The organism is Actinacidiphila oryziradicis, assembly GCF_005047355.1.
GTDB classification, from domain to species: Bacteria; Actinomycetota; Actinomycetes; order Streptomycetales; family Streptomycetaceae; genus Actinacidiphila; species Actinacidiphila oryziradicis.
Genome location: NZ_SUMC01000132.1, coordinates 1 through 17,893 on the forward strand (window position 1 = coordinate 1; position 17,893 = coordinate 17,893).

The following is a 17,893-nucleotide window of genomic DNA, read 5'->3' on the forward strand; positions in this document are numbered from 1 at the left end:
GTGGAGCGCCTTTGGAAGGTGAACCCCAGGAACGTGAACTCGGTGTGCTCGTAGGAGCCGCGCCGGTTGTCATCCTGGCAGTACACGATCCTCGTCTTCTCCGGGTGCAGTTCCAGCCCCACCTCACGCATCCGCTCCCTGATCGCGGCGAGCACGAAGCGCGCCTGCCGCTCGCTGACGCAGTGCACCACCGCGTCGTCCACGTAGCGTTCGAACCCGATGGTCGGAAAGGTCCGGGCCATCCAGGCGTCGAAGGCGTAGTGCAGGAACAGGTTCGCCAGGACGGGTGAGACCGCTGAGCCCTGTGGGGTTCCGCGGTCCCGCTCGCGCAGTGTCCCGTCGGGTAGTTGCAGCGGGGCCTGGAGCCATCGCCGCACGTAGAGCACCACCCAGGACTGAGACGGATCGGTGTGGGCGGCGACCGCCTTGGTGACCAGCTCCCAGGGCACGCTGTCGAAGAAGGCGCGGATGTCCAGGTCGATGACCCAGTCCGTGTTCCAGCAGCGCACCCGGCAGCGGCCTACCGCGTCGATCGCGGACCGCCCTGGACGGTAGCCGTAGGAGTCGGGGTGGAAGATCGGCTCGACCTTCTGCTCCAACACCCGGGCAGCCACTGTCTGGGCGATCCGGTCCCCCACGGTGGGCACGCCTAGAATTCTTGTGCCCTCGCTTTTAGGGATTTCCACCGCACGCACCGGCGGCGGGAAGAAGGTGCCCGACGACATCCTGTTCCAGATCTTGTACAGATTGTTCTTCAGATCCTTCTCGAAGTCCTCGATGGACACCGCGTCCACGCCCGGTGCTCCTTTGTTTGCCTTCACCCTCTCGTACGCCTCCCAGACAGCGCGCTTCGAAATATCGAACGGCTTGCCTGCTGCTTTCAACTCGCCCATACGACTCCTCCCAACATTGTTGGTTGATCGAACGAACACAGTCACGAACGACCCGGCCCCTTCGCTCCGTCCCCATTACAGGGGCTTCATCACTACTACGGGCTGGTCCGCCGGCGCGCCTGGCATCGGTACTCAGTCCCTCACGGCTTCGGACCGCTCGGGACGCTCCCTCTCTCCCCGCTGGACAGCGGAGACGTATCCATGCGCGCCTTCTCCTGTTCCGTACGGAAGCGGCAGACCGGACTCGCGTCGCCTGTATGCCGGACACCGCCTGGCCAATAGGCGGGCACCCGCCAGGCTCATCCCGGGATTGCATTGACACCCCGGTTTCGATGTCAGCTTCTAACTTTCGACACGTCAGCAGCGATTCACTTGCGTTCGCCTTTCCGATCCCTACCTGACGTCTTGGCGACGCCTTTTCCTCATCGTTCACCACAACAGTCTTCGGCTAATGCAGCATGAGGTGGTTTGAAGCCTCCCCCCGCAGGGCGGCTCCGAAGGGCCAAAACAGCTACAGCAAACTCGGCGCCGACGGACGCAACCCCGTCCCGCGCGAGGAGCACCAGGGCGCGGCCGAGCACGGGCACCGGATCACCGCGGCCATCGCCTGCCACGTCGCCCGCGCCGGCGGCACCCTCGACCAGCTCACGCACCTTCTGCTGCACCCCGAGCACGAGGGCGGCCGGCACGCCCAGAACATCGCGCTGCGCTCCGGGCAGGCACGCGCCCGCGACTACATCCACCGCGTATGGGCCAGCGCCTCCACCGCGGTCAGCTCCACCGCGGCGGTCGAGTCCCGGCACCACGCCCACGAAGACCTCGCCGCCCTGCACGACCGGATCGAGACCACGCCCTGGCACGGGGAGCGGGGCCGCACGGCCCTACGGGTCCTGCGGGCGCACCTGAACTTCGCCGAGACCGCAGGCGGCCGACGGCACGCCGCCAGCGAGCGGCAAGCCGCCGAGGAAGCAGGGATCTCCCGGCAGACCCTCCGCAACGCCTACGAGACCGTCCTGAAGCCCGGCGGATGGCTCCGCAGACTGCGGGTCGGTCACGGCCACGAGGGCTCCACCTGGTACCTCGGCGACGGCCACGAACACCCCACCGGCACCCCGATGTCTCACAACGGGACCACTCAGTTCCCCCCCGACCCGGACCTTGAGGAGTGGCCCAGCCATGAGACAGCCCCGACGGCCGACATCGACTCCACCGTCATCAGCCACCTCATGGCCCACGACGCCTTCGCCCACCACGGCCTCGGCAGCTCCGCCCTCATGATCATCGGCGCCCTGCACGTCCGACCCAGCCAGACCGTCAACGAGCTCATCGCCACCTCCTCCGTCTCCCGTGCCACCGCCTACCGGACCCTGCAACGCCTCGCAGCCCACGGCCTGGCCCACCAAACCAGCCGGACATGGAGCCTGGCACCCCGCGCCCTGGAAGGTATCGGCCAGACCGGCACGGACGCAGCCCCCTCCCCGAAGACGCTGCCCGCCCGGGGCTGGGACGACATCGCCCACCGCTACAGCACCACAGGCACCGCAGCACACCGCAAGGCACTCCACGCCGCCGAACGCGCGGCATACCGGCAAGCGCTGGAACAGCTATCCGAGCACCGCACCAAGGCCATGGTCATGGTCATCGTCCACAACGGTCGACACGTCCTGGTGCCCACGCCGCGTGCCGACGAGATCCCGCCCGAGTGGCACGCCCCCAGCGGAGCAGTCCTCAACCCCACCACCGGCCGCATCGACCCCGAATGGTCGGTCGCCACCGACGGCCGCCTCATCCTCATCACCCCCGCCGACCAGCGCACCTACGACGAACTGGTCACCGCACACACCCAAGCCCTCGCCGAATGGGAATCCGCCGCATGAACACCACCTCCCCTCCCCCGAATGCCGAAGCACGGCACCAGCACGCGCTGGAACTGCGCACCCGCTACGACACCGGCGCCACAGTCGACGAACTGGCGCAGAGCACGGGTCTGTCCCACGGCACCATCGTGAACCGGCTGCACGCAGCCGGAACCGCCATGCGCACGCCGCATGAAACCCGCCAGCTCCGTGCCGACGAGGACCACGTGGTGGCCCGGCGCCGTCTCGCCGCCTCGCTGCGCGTCCGCTACGAAAGCGGCGCGACGGTCGACACCCTGGCCGCCGACTGCGGCCGGTCCGCACGAACGGTCCGCCGTCTGCTCATCGAGGCCGGCACCACCCTGCGCACCCCGCACCAGACCCGCCAACTCCACGCCGACGAGAACCAAGTGGCGGGCCGCCAGCAGCTCATGACCACCCTCCGGACCCGCTACGAAGCCGGAGAGTCCGTTCCCGCCCTGGCCACCGACTGCGGCTGTTCCCTGAGCACGGTCTACCGGCTGCTCCACAAGGCGGGGACAGCGATGCGGCCCCAGCACCAGCCCGGTGCCCCGGGCCGTCGCACGGCCCGACCCCCGTAACACCCCATCACCCAGACCGGCACCGCCCTCGCACACCGGACAGACACCACAGCCGACGTCGGCACACAGCAACCGCGCCCACAGCGCATGCCCTGACCAGCCTCATCCCCCACGCCACAGCAGAAAGAACAGGATCATGATCATCGCTCATATCAGCCCTCGCACCGGAGGGAAGACCACCTCCGCCGGATGGCAAGCCCATGCCCTCCACGAGCGCGGCTACCCGGTCATCGCCTACGAGGCCGACTACAGCAGGCAGCTCACCGAGTGGGACACCCAGGCCGGCGGCTTCCCCTTCCCCCTCCAGCAACAGGCCTCGCCCCTGTTCTACAAGAACGTCCCGCCCACCATGAACCCCGGCCAGATCGGCGTCGTCGACTGCGGCCACGCCGAAGACCACCGCACCATCGTCCAGTCCGTCCTGCGCGTCGCCGACCTCGCCATCCTCAACACCGCCCCCACCACCGCCGACATCGACCGCATCGAACGCCTCCCCGTGCGCGACCTCATCGACGGCATCGCCGTCCTCCGCCGCGACGGCGCCCCGCCCCCGACCTGGGTGCTCCTCAACCGCACTGTCGCCAGTGCCAAGGCGACCAAGCAGTACCGGGAGTATCTCGAAGACGATCTGGGCTGGAACGTCTTCACCACCACCATCCCCCACCGGCAGATGTACGCCCAGTCGATGCTGGAGCCGGTCACCGCCAAGGGATCTGCCTACGACGCGCTGGTCACCGAAATGATCGAACGGGGTCTTCTGCCCAAGACGGAGGATTCGCGATGAGCAGCAGCGACCGCACCGCCGCGCTCCGTGCCCGACGCACGCAGCAGCAGAACGCGCCGGCCGGCCGGCAGCCTGCCCCACGTCACACGACGGGGCGCCCGGCCGACCTGGTCATCACCTCCGACATGATCCCCGCCCCGGTACCGGTCGAGGCCTCCGGCGACCTCAACCACGAAGAGATCCACCAACTCGGGCTCTGCGAACAGGCCGTGGCGAATCTGTCCACCGCCACGTGGCTGGCGGGCAAGGCCATGCAGTCCATCCGCGACCGCAAGCTCTACCGCCAGACCCACACCCGCTTCGACGCCTACATCCAAGAACGCTGGGAGATCAGCGAACGGACCGCCTACCAGATGATCGAGGAGTGGCCGCTCGCCGAAAGCCTCGCCACCAAGATGGGCGAGCCCGTCACCGCCTCCCACACCCGCGCCCTGATCCACGTCTCCCACCTCTTCGGACTCGACGCCGCAGCCGACCTCTACCAGCAACTCCACACCCGCGCCGCCGACGAAGAACTCCGACTCACCGCCACCATCATCAGCCAGATCACCAAGGCCATCATCGCCACCACCGGCAAAAAGGCCGAAGCCGCCGACTTCCGGGCCACCGCACGCCAACTCGTCACCGCCAAAGCCCTGCCCCTCACCGCAGCCCCCGCCCAGCCACGCCGCACCCTCACCACCGGATCCAGCGGCCAAGCACCCGCACCGGTTTCAACGCCCCCATCGGCGAGCGCATCGGCACCGACGCAGGAGCCGACGAGTCTGCGAAATTTCGCAGATAACCACGGAACGGTAACGACCCCCGATCCTGGGCCACAGCCCGCCACCGGACCGCAACTCCCCTCACCAATTGCACTGGCCCCGGATCAAGCCGGGACGGAGGCAGACAGCGGCGGGACGTACGTTCTCGCCCTGATCGAACGCATCGCCGCACTGGCCGCGGCGCTGGACAAAGAGGTCGCCCCCCTGGACGACCTCGACGCCATCAACTGGGCGCAATCTTCCCACGCCCAAAGAGCGCTCGAGCTGCGTGACGAGGCGGTCGCCGACCTAAGCAGCTCCATCCTCACCCTGAAGAGGGCCATGCCCTTCAACCAGACACGCTGAACTCGCCCGCCCACGCGAGCCGCCCATCTTTCTGCCGGCCCGGCCACTCCGCCACGCGGATCGGCCGGGCCCCAGCCCCAGGACTCCTCACGCGCCCTCCACGCCAGCGGCACCCCGGCACCCGGCCCCGGAGAACAACCACGTGGAGCCCTCGGAGCACACTGCGAGCCATCCGGCCGGAACCGTTGAGCGGTACGGCATCCGAGCACCTTCGTCGGTTCCCCTTTCCCAGGCTTGTGGAGTGTGGGGCCCTCGGCGGACTGCGCACAAGGCCGGGCTTCGCCGTGTTCTTGCGCTCCGTCCGTTCGGACCCCTCTTCTTCTTCCGCCGGGAGAGGGAGGGGCGGTCGGCGGCGCCATGCCCGGAGAGCGGCCCAGCGGTGTGCCCAAGCGCGGCCGACCCTGGGCGAAAAGCCACCGATTGGTACTGGGCTCCGGGGCCGGAGCCGGGAAGGCTGACCCATGAGATCCGGCGACTCCCGGCAGCTTGCGCTCCCCGGCCAGCGCACCGCCGACCCCTTTCACCAGACCACGTCATGCAAGTGTCCCGGCCGCGAAGAGCGGCTGCTCGGCCGCGGCAGCGGACAACGGCGACTGCCGGGCCCCACAACATGTCGATCACCCACTGCTCGTCACCCAGGCGGGAGAAGGCCAGGCGGCCACCGCACCAGCTCGTGCCGCACCTCGTCCAACTCGCGCTGCAGCCGCAGGAGATAGCTAGGCAGTCGAAAGCTTCGTCCGCATCGGTGTCGTCCACATCCGGGACCATCTGGTGGCCCGCCCCCAGACCAGACCAGTGACACCAGGGCCGACCGGGCGGCCCGGCCCAGAGCCGTCGCACGAGTGCGGCTGATGCCGCACCACCACCTCCATCCCCAGGAACAAGCCCCTCCGACGACGCAGTCAGGTTCCGTACCAGGCGCCAACCGCTCGGAAATCCGCCCCCGACGCCCACAGATTCACCCGTATGGGCGGTGCAGCCAAAATCGAACACGTGCTTGAATTCGTCTCATGACCTACTCCTTCCCCGATGACCTCCTGCAGGCCCAGCGCGACTGGTACACCGTGTACCGGCAGCTCGCCGGAACCGCGAACGCCTCGCAGACGACGGTCCTGCGGCGCACGCTGCAACGGCTGTCGGTACGGATTTCGACGCACCCCTACTGGGCGAGCATCCCCGGCCGGGCGCCGGCGGCCCGACTGGAACTGAAGCGATCCGCCTCGGATGCGGTGCGGCGATGAGCACCACCGAGTACCTGACCGACACCCAGGCGAAGACCACGCAAGTGGCGAAAGACGCGCGTCCACCCCGCACCCGCTGGAGTACAGGGTCGAGGGGCCGGCGCAATCCTCGCCATAGCGGTCCTTATCGTGTCGTCAATCATGAGTGCTCCGCGACGACCTCCCACGGCACGCCGTTGACCAGCTTGGTTTCTTGATTTTCTCCCTCGAATGAGGAAGGATATCCGGAAGTCGAGGTGGTGTGAGGAGAGGCTGGAGATGGCGGTCATACTCGCGGAGGGCGTTCAGGTGCAGAGTCGGCTGGCGGAACTGGGGCTGTCGATCGAAGACATCGAAGAGGCGCTTCGTCGGGCCGAGGCCGAGCGGAACTTCTGCACCGACCTGGATCCGGTTTCGTTACCCGGCAACATCTTCTGGGGACGCACGGTCCGGTTCCTGCGGGAGACCTACATACCCAAGGGCTGGCGCAGCGCCAGCCCGAGCAACGTACCGTTGCTCGTCGCGCCATCGGGAGACTTCGCCCTCACGGCCTCCAGCGGCAGCAAGGAGACGGGATTCGCCGCGCTGATCCCGTCGACTCGCTATTCCAAGGGCTCGGCGGTGGTACAGCGGGTGGAGACCAACCGCCAACTCCTGTTGTTCCCCGATTACGGAGCCGAGCCCGAGCCGCAGGACGTTGGCGATGGCATTCCCACCTGGTTCCTGCTCTACCAGCATGTGAACACCTCGGACGGGGTGCGCCTGCACGCGGAGCTGTCGTTGCCGAACGACACCGGCAACCGTGGCAAGATCGACAGTTGGCACGAGCGAATCATTCTGCCCTCGATCGACTTCGAGGGCTTCGCTCCGTTCGTCGACGACGCCGACTCTCAGAGTGGCATCGACATCCCTGTTGAACGTCTGGGCTGACCAGCCCTGCCCCGACCCTTGGCGTCCTCACATGACTACCGCATCCCGGATCGCCCTGGCGCGCAAGCGCCGGGGGCTGACCGTCACCCGCCTCGCCCAGCTGGCAGGTGTCACCGCACGACGCCTCCAGGACTTCGAGAACGGCAGGGCGCACCCCAGCCCGCCCTCGCTCACCGCGATCGCCACGGCACTGGATTTCCCGGAGGCTTTCTTCAGCGCAGACGAGGTCGCTGATCTGACGGCCGAGTCGGTGAGTTTCCGGGCGCTGAGCAAGATGACCGCGGCCCAGCGGGACATCGCGCTCAGCGGCGGCCGGCTGGCCCGGGTGCTGCAGGACTGGATCGGGGAGCGGTTCCGGCTGCCGGAGCCGGATCTGCCGTCCCTGTCCTCCTTCAGTCGTTGCACGGTGGATGCCGGGCAGGTCCCGCACCCGGGCGAGGCGGCGGGTGTCGACTGCCCGGCAGAGAATGCCGCGGACCTCGTGCGGGCCCGCTGGGGTCTGGGGACCGCTCCGGTTCCCCATATGCTCCACCTGCTGGAGGCCCACGGCGTGCGGGTGTTCTCCCTGTCCCGGGACTGCCCCGAGGTCGACGCGTTCTCCTTCTGGGACCGCGGTATCCCCTTCATCCTGCTCGGCACCGAGAAGACCGCGGAGCGCGGACGTTTCGACGCCGCGCACGAGCTCGGCCATCTCGTCCTGCATGGTGAGGAACAGATCCCACACGGACCCCAGGCCGAGGCTGAGGCCCACCGGTTCGCCGCGGCGCTGCTGATGTCCCGCTCTGACGTGCTCGCCCACGCCCCCCGCAACCCCACCACCAACTGGATCCTGCAGGCCAAGAGACGCTGGAAGGTCGCCGCGATGGCGCTCGCCCACCGCTTGCACGAGCTCGGCCTGACCACCGAGTGGCAATACCGCACCCACTGCGTCGAATTGAGCCGCCTCGGCTACCGCAAGGCCGAACCACGCAGCGGTCTGGCCCGCGAAACTTCCCAGGTTCTCGGAAAGGTCTTCACCGCCCTGCGCGGCGAAGGAATCCGGCTGGCCGACGTCGCCCACGACCTCCACCTGCGGCCCGCAGATCTCAACGACCTGGTCTTCGGCCTGGTGGTCACCGCCCAGGACGGCGGAGGCCGCCGCACCGTCGACGGGACCCGCACGCATCTGTCGGTTGTTCCTGACCGGAATGGGCTCTCCTCTTTGTCGTAGATCGCTGACGCCATGCCGGAGGCCGGGCAAAATGGTGCAGTGCAGACCCCAAACGTCACATCTCCCACGCCGGTCGATATCCGCCTTGTACGCCCGCAAGACACCGAACTTCTGGACGCTGTGGTCGAACTCGGCGACCGGTTCAACAAGAGGCTCGGATTCCTCCCTCCGGCCGCCTACAAGCAGAAGGCCGGTCAGGGAACCCTTCTGGCAGCGACGATCGGTGGGCGTCTGGCCGGTTACACCCTGTTCGGGCTGCCGGGCCAGCGGGTCCGGCTGACGCACCTGTGCGTGGACGGGGAGTTCCAGGGGCCGGGGCATCGCCAGGCTACTGGTGGAGGAGATATCCGCCTGTCACGCGGACCGTCTGGGCATCGTGCTGAAGTGCCGCAAGGACTATGAGTGCGACGCGATGTGGACCAAGCTGGGCTTCGAGGCACGCAATTATCTGGGGTCGTCGGTTATGGCGGGTCGGGTGGTTAGGGCTGGCTGACGGTGGCGAATTCGGAGAAGGGACGTCATAACAGCGGTCCTGCGCGGTCTCCTTCGTAGAGGTTCTCGAAGGAGGCGGGCTGATGGTCAAGGCAGCAACAGATGGTCGGTATCCGGTGCGGTGGTCGGGGCCGCACGGTCCAGCCCAGAGTCTGTTTCCACAGCCGGAAGGTATGTTCAAGATCGAATCTGCGGAGGAACGCCTGCCACAGCCGGTCGATGTGGGCCGGGTCGGCGCCGGTGGCCGAGGTCCACAGCCAGACGGGCTTGGGGTCGCGGTCACCGGGCAGGTGGTCGACCTTCAGACGGATCAAGGTGCCGTGCAGGAGGGGAAGTTCGTCTTCGTGGTCGAGCCAGGGGCCGCGGTGGGTGAGGCGGGGATGCATGCGGTCCCATGCCTGGGCTTCGGCGGTGCCGTAGCGGGTGGTGTCGGTGGTGGTGACCACCTCGGGGGTGTGCCAGGACTCGGGCTTGGCGAAGGTCAGGACGCCGCCGTGCTTGCGGGGCTGTCCGCCGCGCGGGGTGGAGCGGCGGGGACCGGCGTCACGGAGCATGACCCGGTCCGAACGCAGGCGTCCCACCAGTTCCACGGGCAGGTCGGCGAGGACGTGGGCGAGGCGGGTCACGTCGTAGCCGGAGTCCATGACGATCAGGATGTCCGCATCACCGGTACTCCAGTGGCCTGCGGCGACGATCCGGCCGACGACCTCGCGGAGCTGGTCGGCGGTCACGGCGGTGGCGTCGTCGGCCGGCCCCAGCCGGATCGCGTCGAGCACGGCCGTCCACGACGTGCGGCCGGTCTCCAGCGCGGCGACGATCGAGTACGGCCAGCCCGGGATGCGCTGATCCGCGCTCCGGCCCCGCCCGTAGACGTGGCAGAACAGCCGGTCAGGGCTGGTGGGGGCGTCGGGCCGCAGCCAGTTGCTCACGTCCACCGCGAGGACGATCCGCCCGTCGGCCGCTCTCGGCAGGGGCAGTGAGGCCAGCAGGCGGCGGAACCGGGTGGGTTCCAGGTGCCCGTTGTTCAGCGCGTCGTACATCGCCCCGTGCCCGCGCCGATGCTCGGCGGTCAGTGTCAGCTCGGGCAGCGAGGTGACCGGTCCGTCCGCGCACAGCACCGCGTCGGTCAGCTCGAAGAGCGCGTCCGCGCGGGTGTAGAGGCAGTCGTGGAACTGATTCCGGAACCGGGACAACACGGACAACGACTCGACGGCAGAGGCAGCACCCGGAAGACTCGTCACAGCGGCCGTTTCCTCACGCTTGGTTACTCGACATCTCGAAGCGTGAGGGACGGCCGCGTCCCATGTCCGGCGAATCGGGAATCCCAGCAGGTCACGAACCTGGCGAGGTTAAAGAACAAGCTCAGGGTCTCAACGCGGCGCCGTGCATGATGAAGACGGCCTCGGCGGTCTCGCTCAGCGTGTCGACTGCGCGCCGCAGCCATCGCCCGGCGGCCAGCCACATGGCGAGGCCGACCGGCACTGCGGGCCACCACCACACGCCCAAGACCGTACATGTGATGCTCCACGCGATGGCCTCGCACGCGGCGTCGTAGGCGTCGCGTGCGTCGGCCAGCGCAGCCCGGGCAGTGTCCGGCAGCACGAGGAGCAGCCGGGTCCATTCGGGCGCGACGTCGAATCCTGTCTGTTCCTTAACGCGCGCCTCGGCGGCGGCGAATCGATCGCCTGACCAGGTGGGTGACGCTGGCACGTAGTCAAAGACGGTGATGCTACCTCTGCGCGTGTCGAGGCGGTCCGCCCGGTTTCCGTCCCCATCACGCCGCGCGGCCAGTGCCCGTGCCCGCAGCCCATTCCAGCGCCGGGCACGCCAGCCGGCCGTGCGATGGCTCAGCGGTGTCAGCCACCACGGCCACGCGCCCGATGTCAGGACGGCGACGGCGGCCGCGAGAAGGTGTACCGCGAGAGCGCATCCTGCGGCGGCCAGCGCGACCAGGACGAGCAAGGCGACGGTCTCCGATGCCCCGCTGCCCGACTGCAGCGCACCGGCGATCCGTTCACGGGCGAGCCGGACATCGCTCCAGCGGTGTTGGCCGAGCTGTCCACCGCCGATGGCCGCGACCACGACGAACAGTGTGGCGGGCAGCAGACGCCGGAAGAACCATCGGTCGGGAATCCGCTTCTGGAGTTCGGCGAGCAGCCCCAAGGCGATCAACTGCCGACAATGCACATGGGCACAGCCGACAGTTCGCACTGCGGCGGGGGCGGTAGTTCGCGAACCGAGCTCTCCGGCAGTTCCAACCGGGCACAGCGCCCCGAGGGACAGGCCCACCCGGCTGTAGGGCGCGGCGAGATCGGACGCGGCCATCCCAACAGGGAACGCAACCCCAGACCTCCGGGAATGTCTGCGGCTTCTGCTGCCTCGTGCAGCGCGCGTATGGCGTTCCGCCACGCGTCGCTGTCCGGATCGCCATCCCGCACCACCGTGAAGTGCGTTCGCCAGCATGCCGGCTCGATCACGGCGCGCAAGTCGCTGACGTTGCGACACAGGTACTCGACAGCATCCGCGTAGCCGCCGCCTGTTTTCCCTCTGTCCCCCACTGCCGGCCCCCTTGAAGATTTCGAGAACTCCGTGGCCCTGACGAGTCTTCGGATTAGTGTAAGCATCCATGTCGGAGCTGCATGACGTAGTTGCCGCGCGCCTGATCGCTGCGCGGGAAACCGAGGCCCCCGCGGCGATCATCGGCGATGAGGCGGAGGCTGATGCGCTGGCACTGCTGCGTGAAGCCGCGCCGTCGCCCTACGAGGCCGTCGACCTTGGTGCGCTCACTACGGTCTGCTGGACCTTCTGGTTCCGTCATCTGGGTACTGAGGGTTCGGAGCAGCGGTGGGCTCGGGAAATCATGCTGTGCACGGGTGCTTTCCTGATCAAGCGGATTCCCGAGAACAAGCCGCTCCCCGAACCGGTGCGAACGAGCGTTGATGCAGCCGATCCACTGAACGATGCACGATTCGCGTTTGCTGCCGGTTCGGCGTACGGCAAGTTCGTGTTTGAGGCGCCGGATCTCTCGGAGCCGGATCGGCTCACCGCGCTGGACTCGGCGCTCACCTGGTCCGACGTTACCGTCCGGAGCACGCCGGAGGCCGACCAGGGGTTTGCCGCCGCCGCGCTCCAGGACGTGTTTCTGCGGGTGTTGCATTTCCGGCTGGCGGCCGATCCGGACTCGCTCGCCGACGCGGCTCGGATGGCCGTCGCGTTGCAGAGCAGGTTGTCGCCCGAGGTGCCGAGGGAGGCCGAGGGGATCCAGGAAACGCTCCACGTGATGGTCAATGCGGCTTGGCTTTTGGGGAATCCCTCGCTCGACGAGGTGAACCGCTTCATCGACTTGGCGCCTGGGAAGAGGGTGCTCAATGAGACCGAAACGGTGCTGCGGTCGCTGCGGGAGATCCATGCCGAACCCGCTGCCTGGCCAGGTGCATTGGATGCGCGGGCGGGGGAGGCCATCGTTCGCGAGGGAGTTCGCGTTCATGCTGCGGCTCTGATCGCCTGCGGTGTCCGTCGACTGCGTACGGCGCTTGCGGATACTCCGCGCGACCACCCCGCCCACAGCACCATCACCCAACAGTTGGGGCAGGCACTGACCGCGCTCGGCCGTGAGTGTGGTGACGACGCAGCGGCCCAGGAACCAGACCCGGTGGCCACCCCCCGGAGCGTCAAAGACAAAGCGACCGCTGACGGTACAAGCCGACTCGAGTCCGATATCGCCGGCCTGCGTGCTCTGCTCGGGAACACCTCAGAGGATCAGCCGGCCCACACAACGACGTCAGAGGCGCTGGGAACCGCACTGACCGCTCTCGGTGCGAAACGTAACGATCCAGCTCCCACCGACGAGGCCATCGGACTGCTTCGACACGCTCACTCGCGAACACCGCATCCTTCCGAATCGCTCACCCGCGCCCTCGCGAACGCACTCACCGAACGGGCATACTCGCGCGCCGACCCTGAGGCAGCGCGCGAAGCCACGACACTGCTCGCCGGACTGGCACCCGCAGATACGACGGCGGCTACCGACCAAGTGCTCCAGGCAACCGCACGCGAAATCTTCACTCCGCTGGCGAACTACCTCTTCAGCCACGATGTGGAACAGTTCGAACACGCCCGGGAACTTGCGCAGCGGCTCAAAGACCTCGCAAGCCAGCAAAGCACCGGTGCCGGGGAACGCATGCCGCTTGACGAGCTGCTCGCTGACGGCATGCTGAACATGGTGGAGACCACGGGACCAGGCGGCACTCCGCTGCCGGACATCAGCGACGCCCAAGTCGACCAATGCCGGAGAACGTTCGCAGTGTGCCCCGCTGACCACCCATTCCGATCCGCCATCGAGGCCACACTGATAAGAGCGCTCCTGCAACTGGCCTTCAAGGTTCGTGACACAGACCCTGATCACGCGGCGAATCTGACCGCTGAAGCCGAAGAACTGATCGCAGATCCGGCAACGACCGTGCCGCCGGAAATGGCCACGTTCCTGCGCGCGACTTTCATCAGCCCGGATCCTCAATTCGGTCGCATCATCTCCGACCGGCCCCCGGCGTTCGTGACACCACCTGAGACAAAGACAACACTGGAGGCCGTGGCGGCGCATAGTCACACCCTTTTGTCGGGGGCTGCAGACCCTGCATCGGTCCGCGTCGCGTTGCGCGACCCCCTGGTGCCGGCGTTGATGCGGGCACATGCGGGAATCGCTGCCGCAGCCGATGCGGTGGTGCTGGACCCGCCGCGTATCGACATGGCCCTGTCGTTCGCCGAGGAGGCCATCGAACTCATGGCCCAGACCACCGACCGGGGCAGTGACCAGCAGTCAGCCGAGCATGGCCTGACAACTTTCGACGGGGACATCCGAACCGTCGTCGAGCTCATCCTCGGACAAACGCTCCTCCTCCAGGGAAAACGCGAGTTGCGCAACCGCATGGCGGCTTTTCAAGCGGGCCGCGGGCCGGACACAGTCCCCGCGAGCCTCCTCTACGTCCACGCGGGGCCCGACGTCGACCGCGCCGCAGCGCTGCTTGAGCGCGGGCGCGGGCTGCTGCTGGCGCGGCAGATGGAGGCCCGCGCCGATCTCGACGAGCTGCGATCGGCATACCCAGCGCTGGCCCGCGGGTTCGAGCAGCTGGCCAACCAACTCGCCGCTGAGCCGGACTCGCTCGCAGAGTTGCGACGCCATGGCAACCCACCCGCCACCGGGCGCACCGAGTGGGCCCGACGCACCAAGCTCCACGCGTCGCGGGAGCTCGATGAGCTGATCGAGCAGATCCGTGCCAAACCGGGGTGCGAAGACTTCCTGCGTCCGCTCTCTGCCGAGCGGCTGCGCGACCTCGCGACCGACGGCCCGATCGTCGTGCTCAACCACGCGACACGCCACTGCCACGCGCTCGTCGTGACGGCCCAGGCAATCACGTCACTTCGCCTCAACGCCGAGTCGGCTGAGGTCACCAAAATGGCCCAGCGGCTGCGCGACGCCGTCAGCGCCATCAACGCCCATGGACCGTCACGGCCATCCCCGGCCCGGCTCGTCGCGGCCGGCTCTGCTCTGCGCGAGACGCTGTCGTGGGCCTGGCACACGGTCGTGCGCCCGGTCCTGAGCCTGGCGGGAATCTGCGAATCCATACCCAACGGCACCGCGTGGCCACGCATCTGGTGGGTTCCAACCGGGCCGTTCAACGCACTCCCACTGCACGCGGCCGAATGCACGTTGCCCGACTGCGGTCTCGACGGCTGCGGCGATACCGGTGGACCGCGCGCCGCGCTCGACGCCGTGGTGTCGTCGTACGTGCCCGGATTCCAGACCCTCGCACACGCACGCACTCAACCAGCCACCCGCAGTGCCCCAGACGGCAGCCGCGCCCTGTTGGTCGCCGCGGCGGAAGACGACCTTCCGGGCGTGGCAGCGGCGGCTAAATTCGCGGCCCAGCGACTCGGTGCCCAAAGCCCGCTAACCGGTGCCACCGCGACCCGCGAAGCAGTGCTCGCGTCACTCGCCGATGTCACCTGGGTGCACTTCGGGTGCCACGCGACCAGCAATCCGACTAAGCCTTCCGGCAGCCTGCTTCACCTGCCCAGCGGCGAGCGGCTGTCGGTCCTGGAAATCTGTCGGGCACGGCCACGCGTGGCGAGGCTCGCATATCTCGCGGCCTGCGGCACCGCGCGCACCAGCGAACGGCTCACCGACGAGGCCATCCACATCACCAGTGCCTTCCTCATCGCCGGATTCCCCGAAGCCGTCGGGACGCTGTGGGAGATTGACAGCACCGAATCGGAACACGTGACGCAGGGGTTCTACCGCCGCGCGACCGGCAACGACGGAACCACACCCGCGCGTGCCCTGCACGACACCATTCGAGAAATACGCCACCGTCACCCGAACCAGCCTCACACCTGGGCCTCATACATTCACGCTGGGGCCTGATGGGGCACAGCCAAAGCGGATTTCCGTAGCCGCCGAGGAAGCATTTCCCACCTGCAGTTCCTCGCCCAAAGCGCGGTACCGGACGCGCAGATATCGACGTCGGTGAAGTGATGCACCTGGTTGGAATGGTGACCGGCTCGGCCGCCACCCTCACCCCGTTCGACGGCGGTTGGCGGGTGCGCGCGGGAAGCTCGGGCCGGAGACGTTCACCCTGCACGTCCACGACGGCGGCCAGCCCCCGCGGCAACCGCAGTTGCCCGGCCTGCCGCTGCCAAGGCTGTTTCGATCTATGCCCCGGAGCGCGGGCTAAACCGCCAGTTCTGCCCCGTGCCCTTGTACTCGGCCACCGAGATCGTGCTGCTGTCGGGAGCCATTCGCGCGATATACAGCACCCCGTCCAGGTGATCGACTTCGTGGGCGACCAGCCGGGCGAGCCCATCTGTGAAGATCGTCGTCTGACCCGAATTCGCAGGTAGTGGTCGACGATCGGCGCTCCCCCGGGCCGTCCGAGGGTAGCCAACGGCACACAACAATGACAACCGCCGACCGCTCCCCAGCAACTCAGAGGAACAGTCGGCGGTACGCCCGCAGGTCAACGAACCGGCGTGTCACTTCTTCGGCTTCTGAGCAGCTGGATGCTAGCCAGTGATTCCCGCCTGTCGCCAACGACCTTGCGGTACGGTGCAGTCCCCGCAGGCCCGGTCCAAGAGAGGCGCGATGGTGAACCGATCGAAGGTCCTTAGGGGCTACCTACTTGTTCTGCTGGTCGCTGCGGCGGGACCACTCACCATTCAGGGCCTGCACCTGCATGCGTGGTGGAAAGTCGCGAGCGTCACGGCCTGGATGTGTCTGTGTGCTGCAACTGCTGCGCGTACGGCTCGCTGGCGGAAGTAGTGCGCCCGTGATGGTTCGACGCCTGAACCGAGTGGCTCTTGTTGATTGGGCCATATCCTGGGTGCTGCTCACTCTGGCTTTCCATTTTCCGCCGTGCTCGCCGCCATCGGGGTCACAGGTGTGAGGGCAGGAAAGTGCTGGCGCGGCAGGCGCCAGTCCCGAGCGCGGTAGCGCCAGTACAGCAGCGAAGTACAGCAACCACCGCGACCGCTGCCGACCGTGCCTGACCCCAAGCAACCGGCCGACCAGCCGAGGAGACCTCAGCGACCGTCGCGCCCGTAGTTCGCATCGAGGGGGTTGCTGCCCGCTACGGGGAGCCCACCCGCCGCGTGCCGGTCCGAGGTGACCGTGCATCCTGACGGGATGACGGAGGCCCGAGTGGGGTACGTGAAGGTGCACTTCCATCTTGAGATCGAGGACAACTGGCCTCCCGCGTCGGTGGAGAGTCTGTGGGCCGTCGACCAGGGCGACGGCACGATGAAGCTGGACAACATCCCATGGTTCGTCCGCGGAGTGGCGTGCGGCGACATCATCGCCACGCGGACCGATGAGAACGGCACGCTATGGGCCGACGACGTCGTCCGCCGCTCGGAGAACTGCACCATCCGCCTGATCGTGCTTCGCGACGGCGGTTCGGGCACCGCCCGTCAGAGCGTGATCAACGCTTTCCACGAGCTGGGGGTCGACGGCGAGGGAATCGAGAAGTTCGGCATGGTCTCGCTGGACATCCCTCCCACTGCGGACCCCGCCAAGGTCCGGCGACTGCTCAACCACGGCGTCGCGGAAGGCTGGTGGGACATGGAAGAGGGGTGCATCACGGCAGCATGGCGTGCGGCCGCATCCAGCTGACAGCCGCGACTCTGGACCGTCTCACTTTCCGTCTCATTCACCACCGTCCGGAGGCGTCCAAGACGGTACACCGACGCTGATCGACCGCCATGGACGATCCAGCATATACGCAGGTGAACGGCGCTGGACAGCCCCCAGCAGGCCACCAACAGACTTGGAAAGCGTGCACGATGCCGCGACCTGCCTGAACCGCGCGGTCCAGCCTTGCTCCGACGATCTCGGCTGAGTCGAGGCCCGCACCCTCCAAGTTGGCCCCAGTCAGATCCCCACGTGGACGCCTGACAGCCACCGCACTACGGCGTTGGGGGCCCTCCCCTAGGAGGACCCCCAATCTGCTTACGGCGAGAGTGTTACGAAGGTAGGAAACCCGGTTTGGCGCTGCCAAGGTCCCGCAGCTGGTTCAGGTACTCCTGTGCGGTAGGTTCGGCGCTGTAGCGCTGTCTCACCACCGCCGCCAACTCTCGGCTAGTCATGATCAGGGAGGGTACGGACTGGCGCTCCCCCTGCGTAAGCATTCAGAAGGAATGTGGTTGGCCGGTGACGGTGTGTGAGGTGTGCTGGTCAGGCGGCTTGCTCGATGGGGGGCATCCAGAGGTTGCCGGTGAAGGCGCGGTGGATGGCCTCGAAGGCACT

13 protein-coding genes and 1 pseudogene are annotated in these 17,893 nt (G+C 67.6%); 10 read left to right on the forward strand and 4 right to left on the reverse strand.

Annotated features, from left to right (window positions below):
• Positions 1–893 (reverse strand): group II intron reverse transcriptase/maturase (gene ltrA, locus FCI23_RS48575; RefSeq protein WP_136730409.1); only part of this gene is annotated, 893 nt, incomplete at its 3' end.
• 458 nt (positions 894–1,351) lie between these two features.
• Here ltrA and FCI23_RS48580 point away from each other — a divergent pair.
• The 8 genes from FCI23_RS48580 to FCI23_RS48615 all read left to right on the forward strand — a co-directional run bounded on the left by FCI23_RS48580 (position 1,352) and on the right by FCI23_RS48615 (position 9,006).
• Positions 1,352–2,770, forward strand: a complete 1,419-nt coding sequence (locus tag FCI23_RS48580) for a helix-turn-helix domain-containing protein (protein WP_246144771.1) — start codon at positions 1,352–1,354, stop codon at positions 2,768–2,770.
• Positions 2,767–3,351: a helix-turn-helix domain-containing protein gene (locus FCI23_RS48585; RefSeq protein WP_246144772.1), complete on the forward strand. Its 585-nt coding sequence runs from the start codon at positions 2,767–2,769 to the stop codon at positions 3,349–3,351. The genes FCI23_RS48580 and FCI23_RS48585 overlap by 4 nt, the downstream gene beginning before the upstream one ends.
• Before the next feature lie 136 nt (positions 3,352–3,487).
• Positions 3,488–4,135 carry a P-loop NTPase family protein gene (locus FCI23_RS48590; protein WP_136730411.1) on the forward strand — a complete coding sequence of 216 codons (648 nt, stop codon included), beginning with the start codon at positions 3,488–3,490 and terminating at the stop codon, positions 4,133–4,135.
• Positions 4,132–5,244, forward strand: coding sequence for a hypothetical protein (locus FCI23_RS48595; protein WP_136730412.1), 1,113 nt, complete (start codon positions 4,132–4,134; stop codon positions 5,242–5,244). Before FCI23_RS48590 ends, FCI23_RS48595 begins: the two co-directional genes overlap by 4 nt.
• 1,010 nt (positions 5,245–6,254) lie before the next feature.
• A complete protein-coding gene (locus tag FCI23_RS48600) occupies positions 6,255–6,485 on the forward strand; it encodes a hypothetical protein (RefSeq protein WP_136730413.1) in 231 nt (76 codons plus the stop codon).
• A 258-nt stretch (positions 6,486–6,743) separates the two neighbouring features.
• Positions 6,744–7,394 carry a hypothetical protein gene (locus FCI23_RS48605; protein ID WP_136730414.1) on the forward strand — a complete coding sequence of 217 codons (651 nt, stop codon included), beginning with the start codon at positions 6,744–6,746 and terminating at the stop codon, positions 7,392–7,394.
• Positions 7,395–7,425: 31 nt separating this feature from the next.
• Positions 7,426–8,604, forward strand: a complete 1,179-nt coding sequence (locus tag FCI23_RS48610; RefSeq protein ID WP_136730415.1) for a helix-turn-helix domain-containing protein — start codon at positions 7,426–7,428, stop codon at positions 8,602–8,604.
• 39 nt (positions 8,605–8,643) lie between these two features.
• Positions 8,644–9,006, forward strand: coding sequence for a GNAT family N-acetyltransferase (locus FCI23_RS48615; RefSeq protein WP_136730416.1), 363 nt, complete (start codon positions 8,644–8,646; stop codon positions 9,004–9,006).
• 227 nt (positions 9,007–9,233) lie between these two features.
• Here FCI23_RS48615 and FCI23_RS48620 read toward each other — a convergent pair.
• Together FCI23_RS48620 and FCI23_RS48625 are read right to left on the reverse strand one after the other, a co-directional pair.
• Positions 9,234–10,298, reverse strand: a pseudogene (locus FCI23_RS48620) (NF041680 family putative transposase); the annotation flags it as partial.
• A gap of 160 nt (positions 10,299–10,458) precedes the next feature.
• Positions 10,459–11,259: a hypothetical protein gene (locus tag FCI23_RS48625; RefSeq protein WP_136730417.1), complete on the reverse strand. Its 801-nt coding sequence runs from the start codon at positions 11,257–11,259 to the stop codon at positions 10,459–10,461.
• 463 nt (positions 11,260–11,722) lie between these two features.
• On the opposite strand from FCI23_RS48625, the gene FCI23_RS48630 reads away from it, so the two are divergent.
• Positions 11,723–15,517, forward strand: a complete 3,795-nt coding sequence (locus FCI23_RS48630) for a CHAT domain-containing protein (protein WP_136730418.1) — start codon at positions 11,723–11,725, stop codon at positions 15,515–15,517.
• Between the two features lie 287 nt (positions 15,518–15,804).
• Here FCI23_RS48630 and FCI23_RS62780 read toward each other — a convergent pair whose 3' ends face one another.
• A complete protein-coding gene (locus FCI23_RS62780) occupies positions 15,805–16,113 on the reverse strand; it encodes a peptide deformylase (protein ID WP_322974027.1) in 309 nt (102 codons plus the stop codon).
• Between the two features lie 661 nt (positions 16,114–16,774).
• Here FCI23_RS62780 and FCI23_RS48645 point away from each other — a divergent pair.
• The gene (locus FCI23_RS48645) at positions 16,775–17,260 is read left to right on the forward strand and encodes a DUF4265 domain-containing protein (RefSeq protein WP_136730419.1); all 486 of its coding nucleotides are present in this window, start codon (positions 16,775–16,777) and stop codon (positions 17,258–17,260) included.
• The last annotated feature ends 633 nt before the right edge of the window (positions 17,261–17,893 follow it).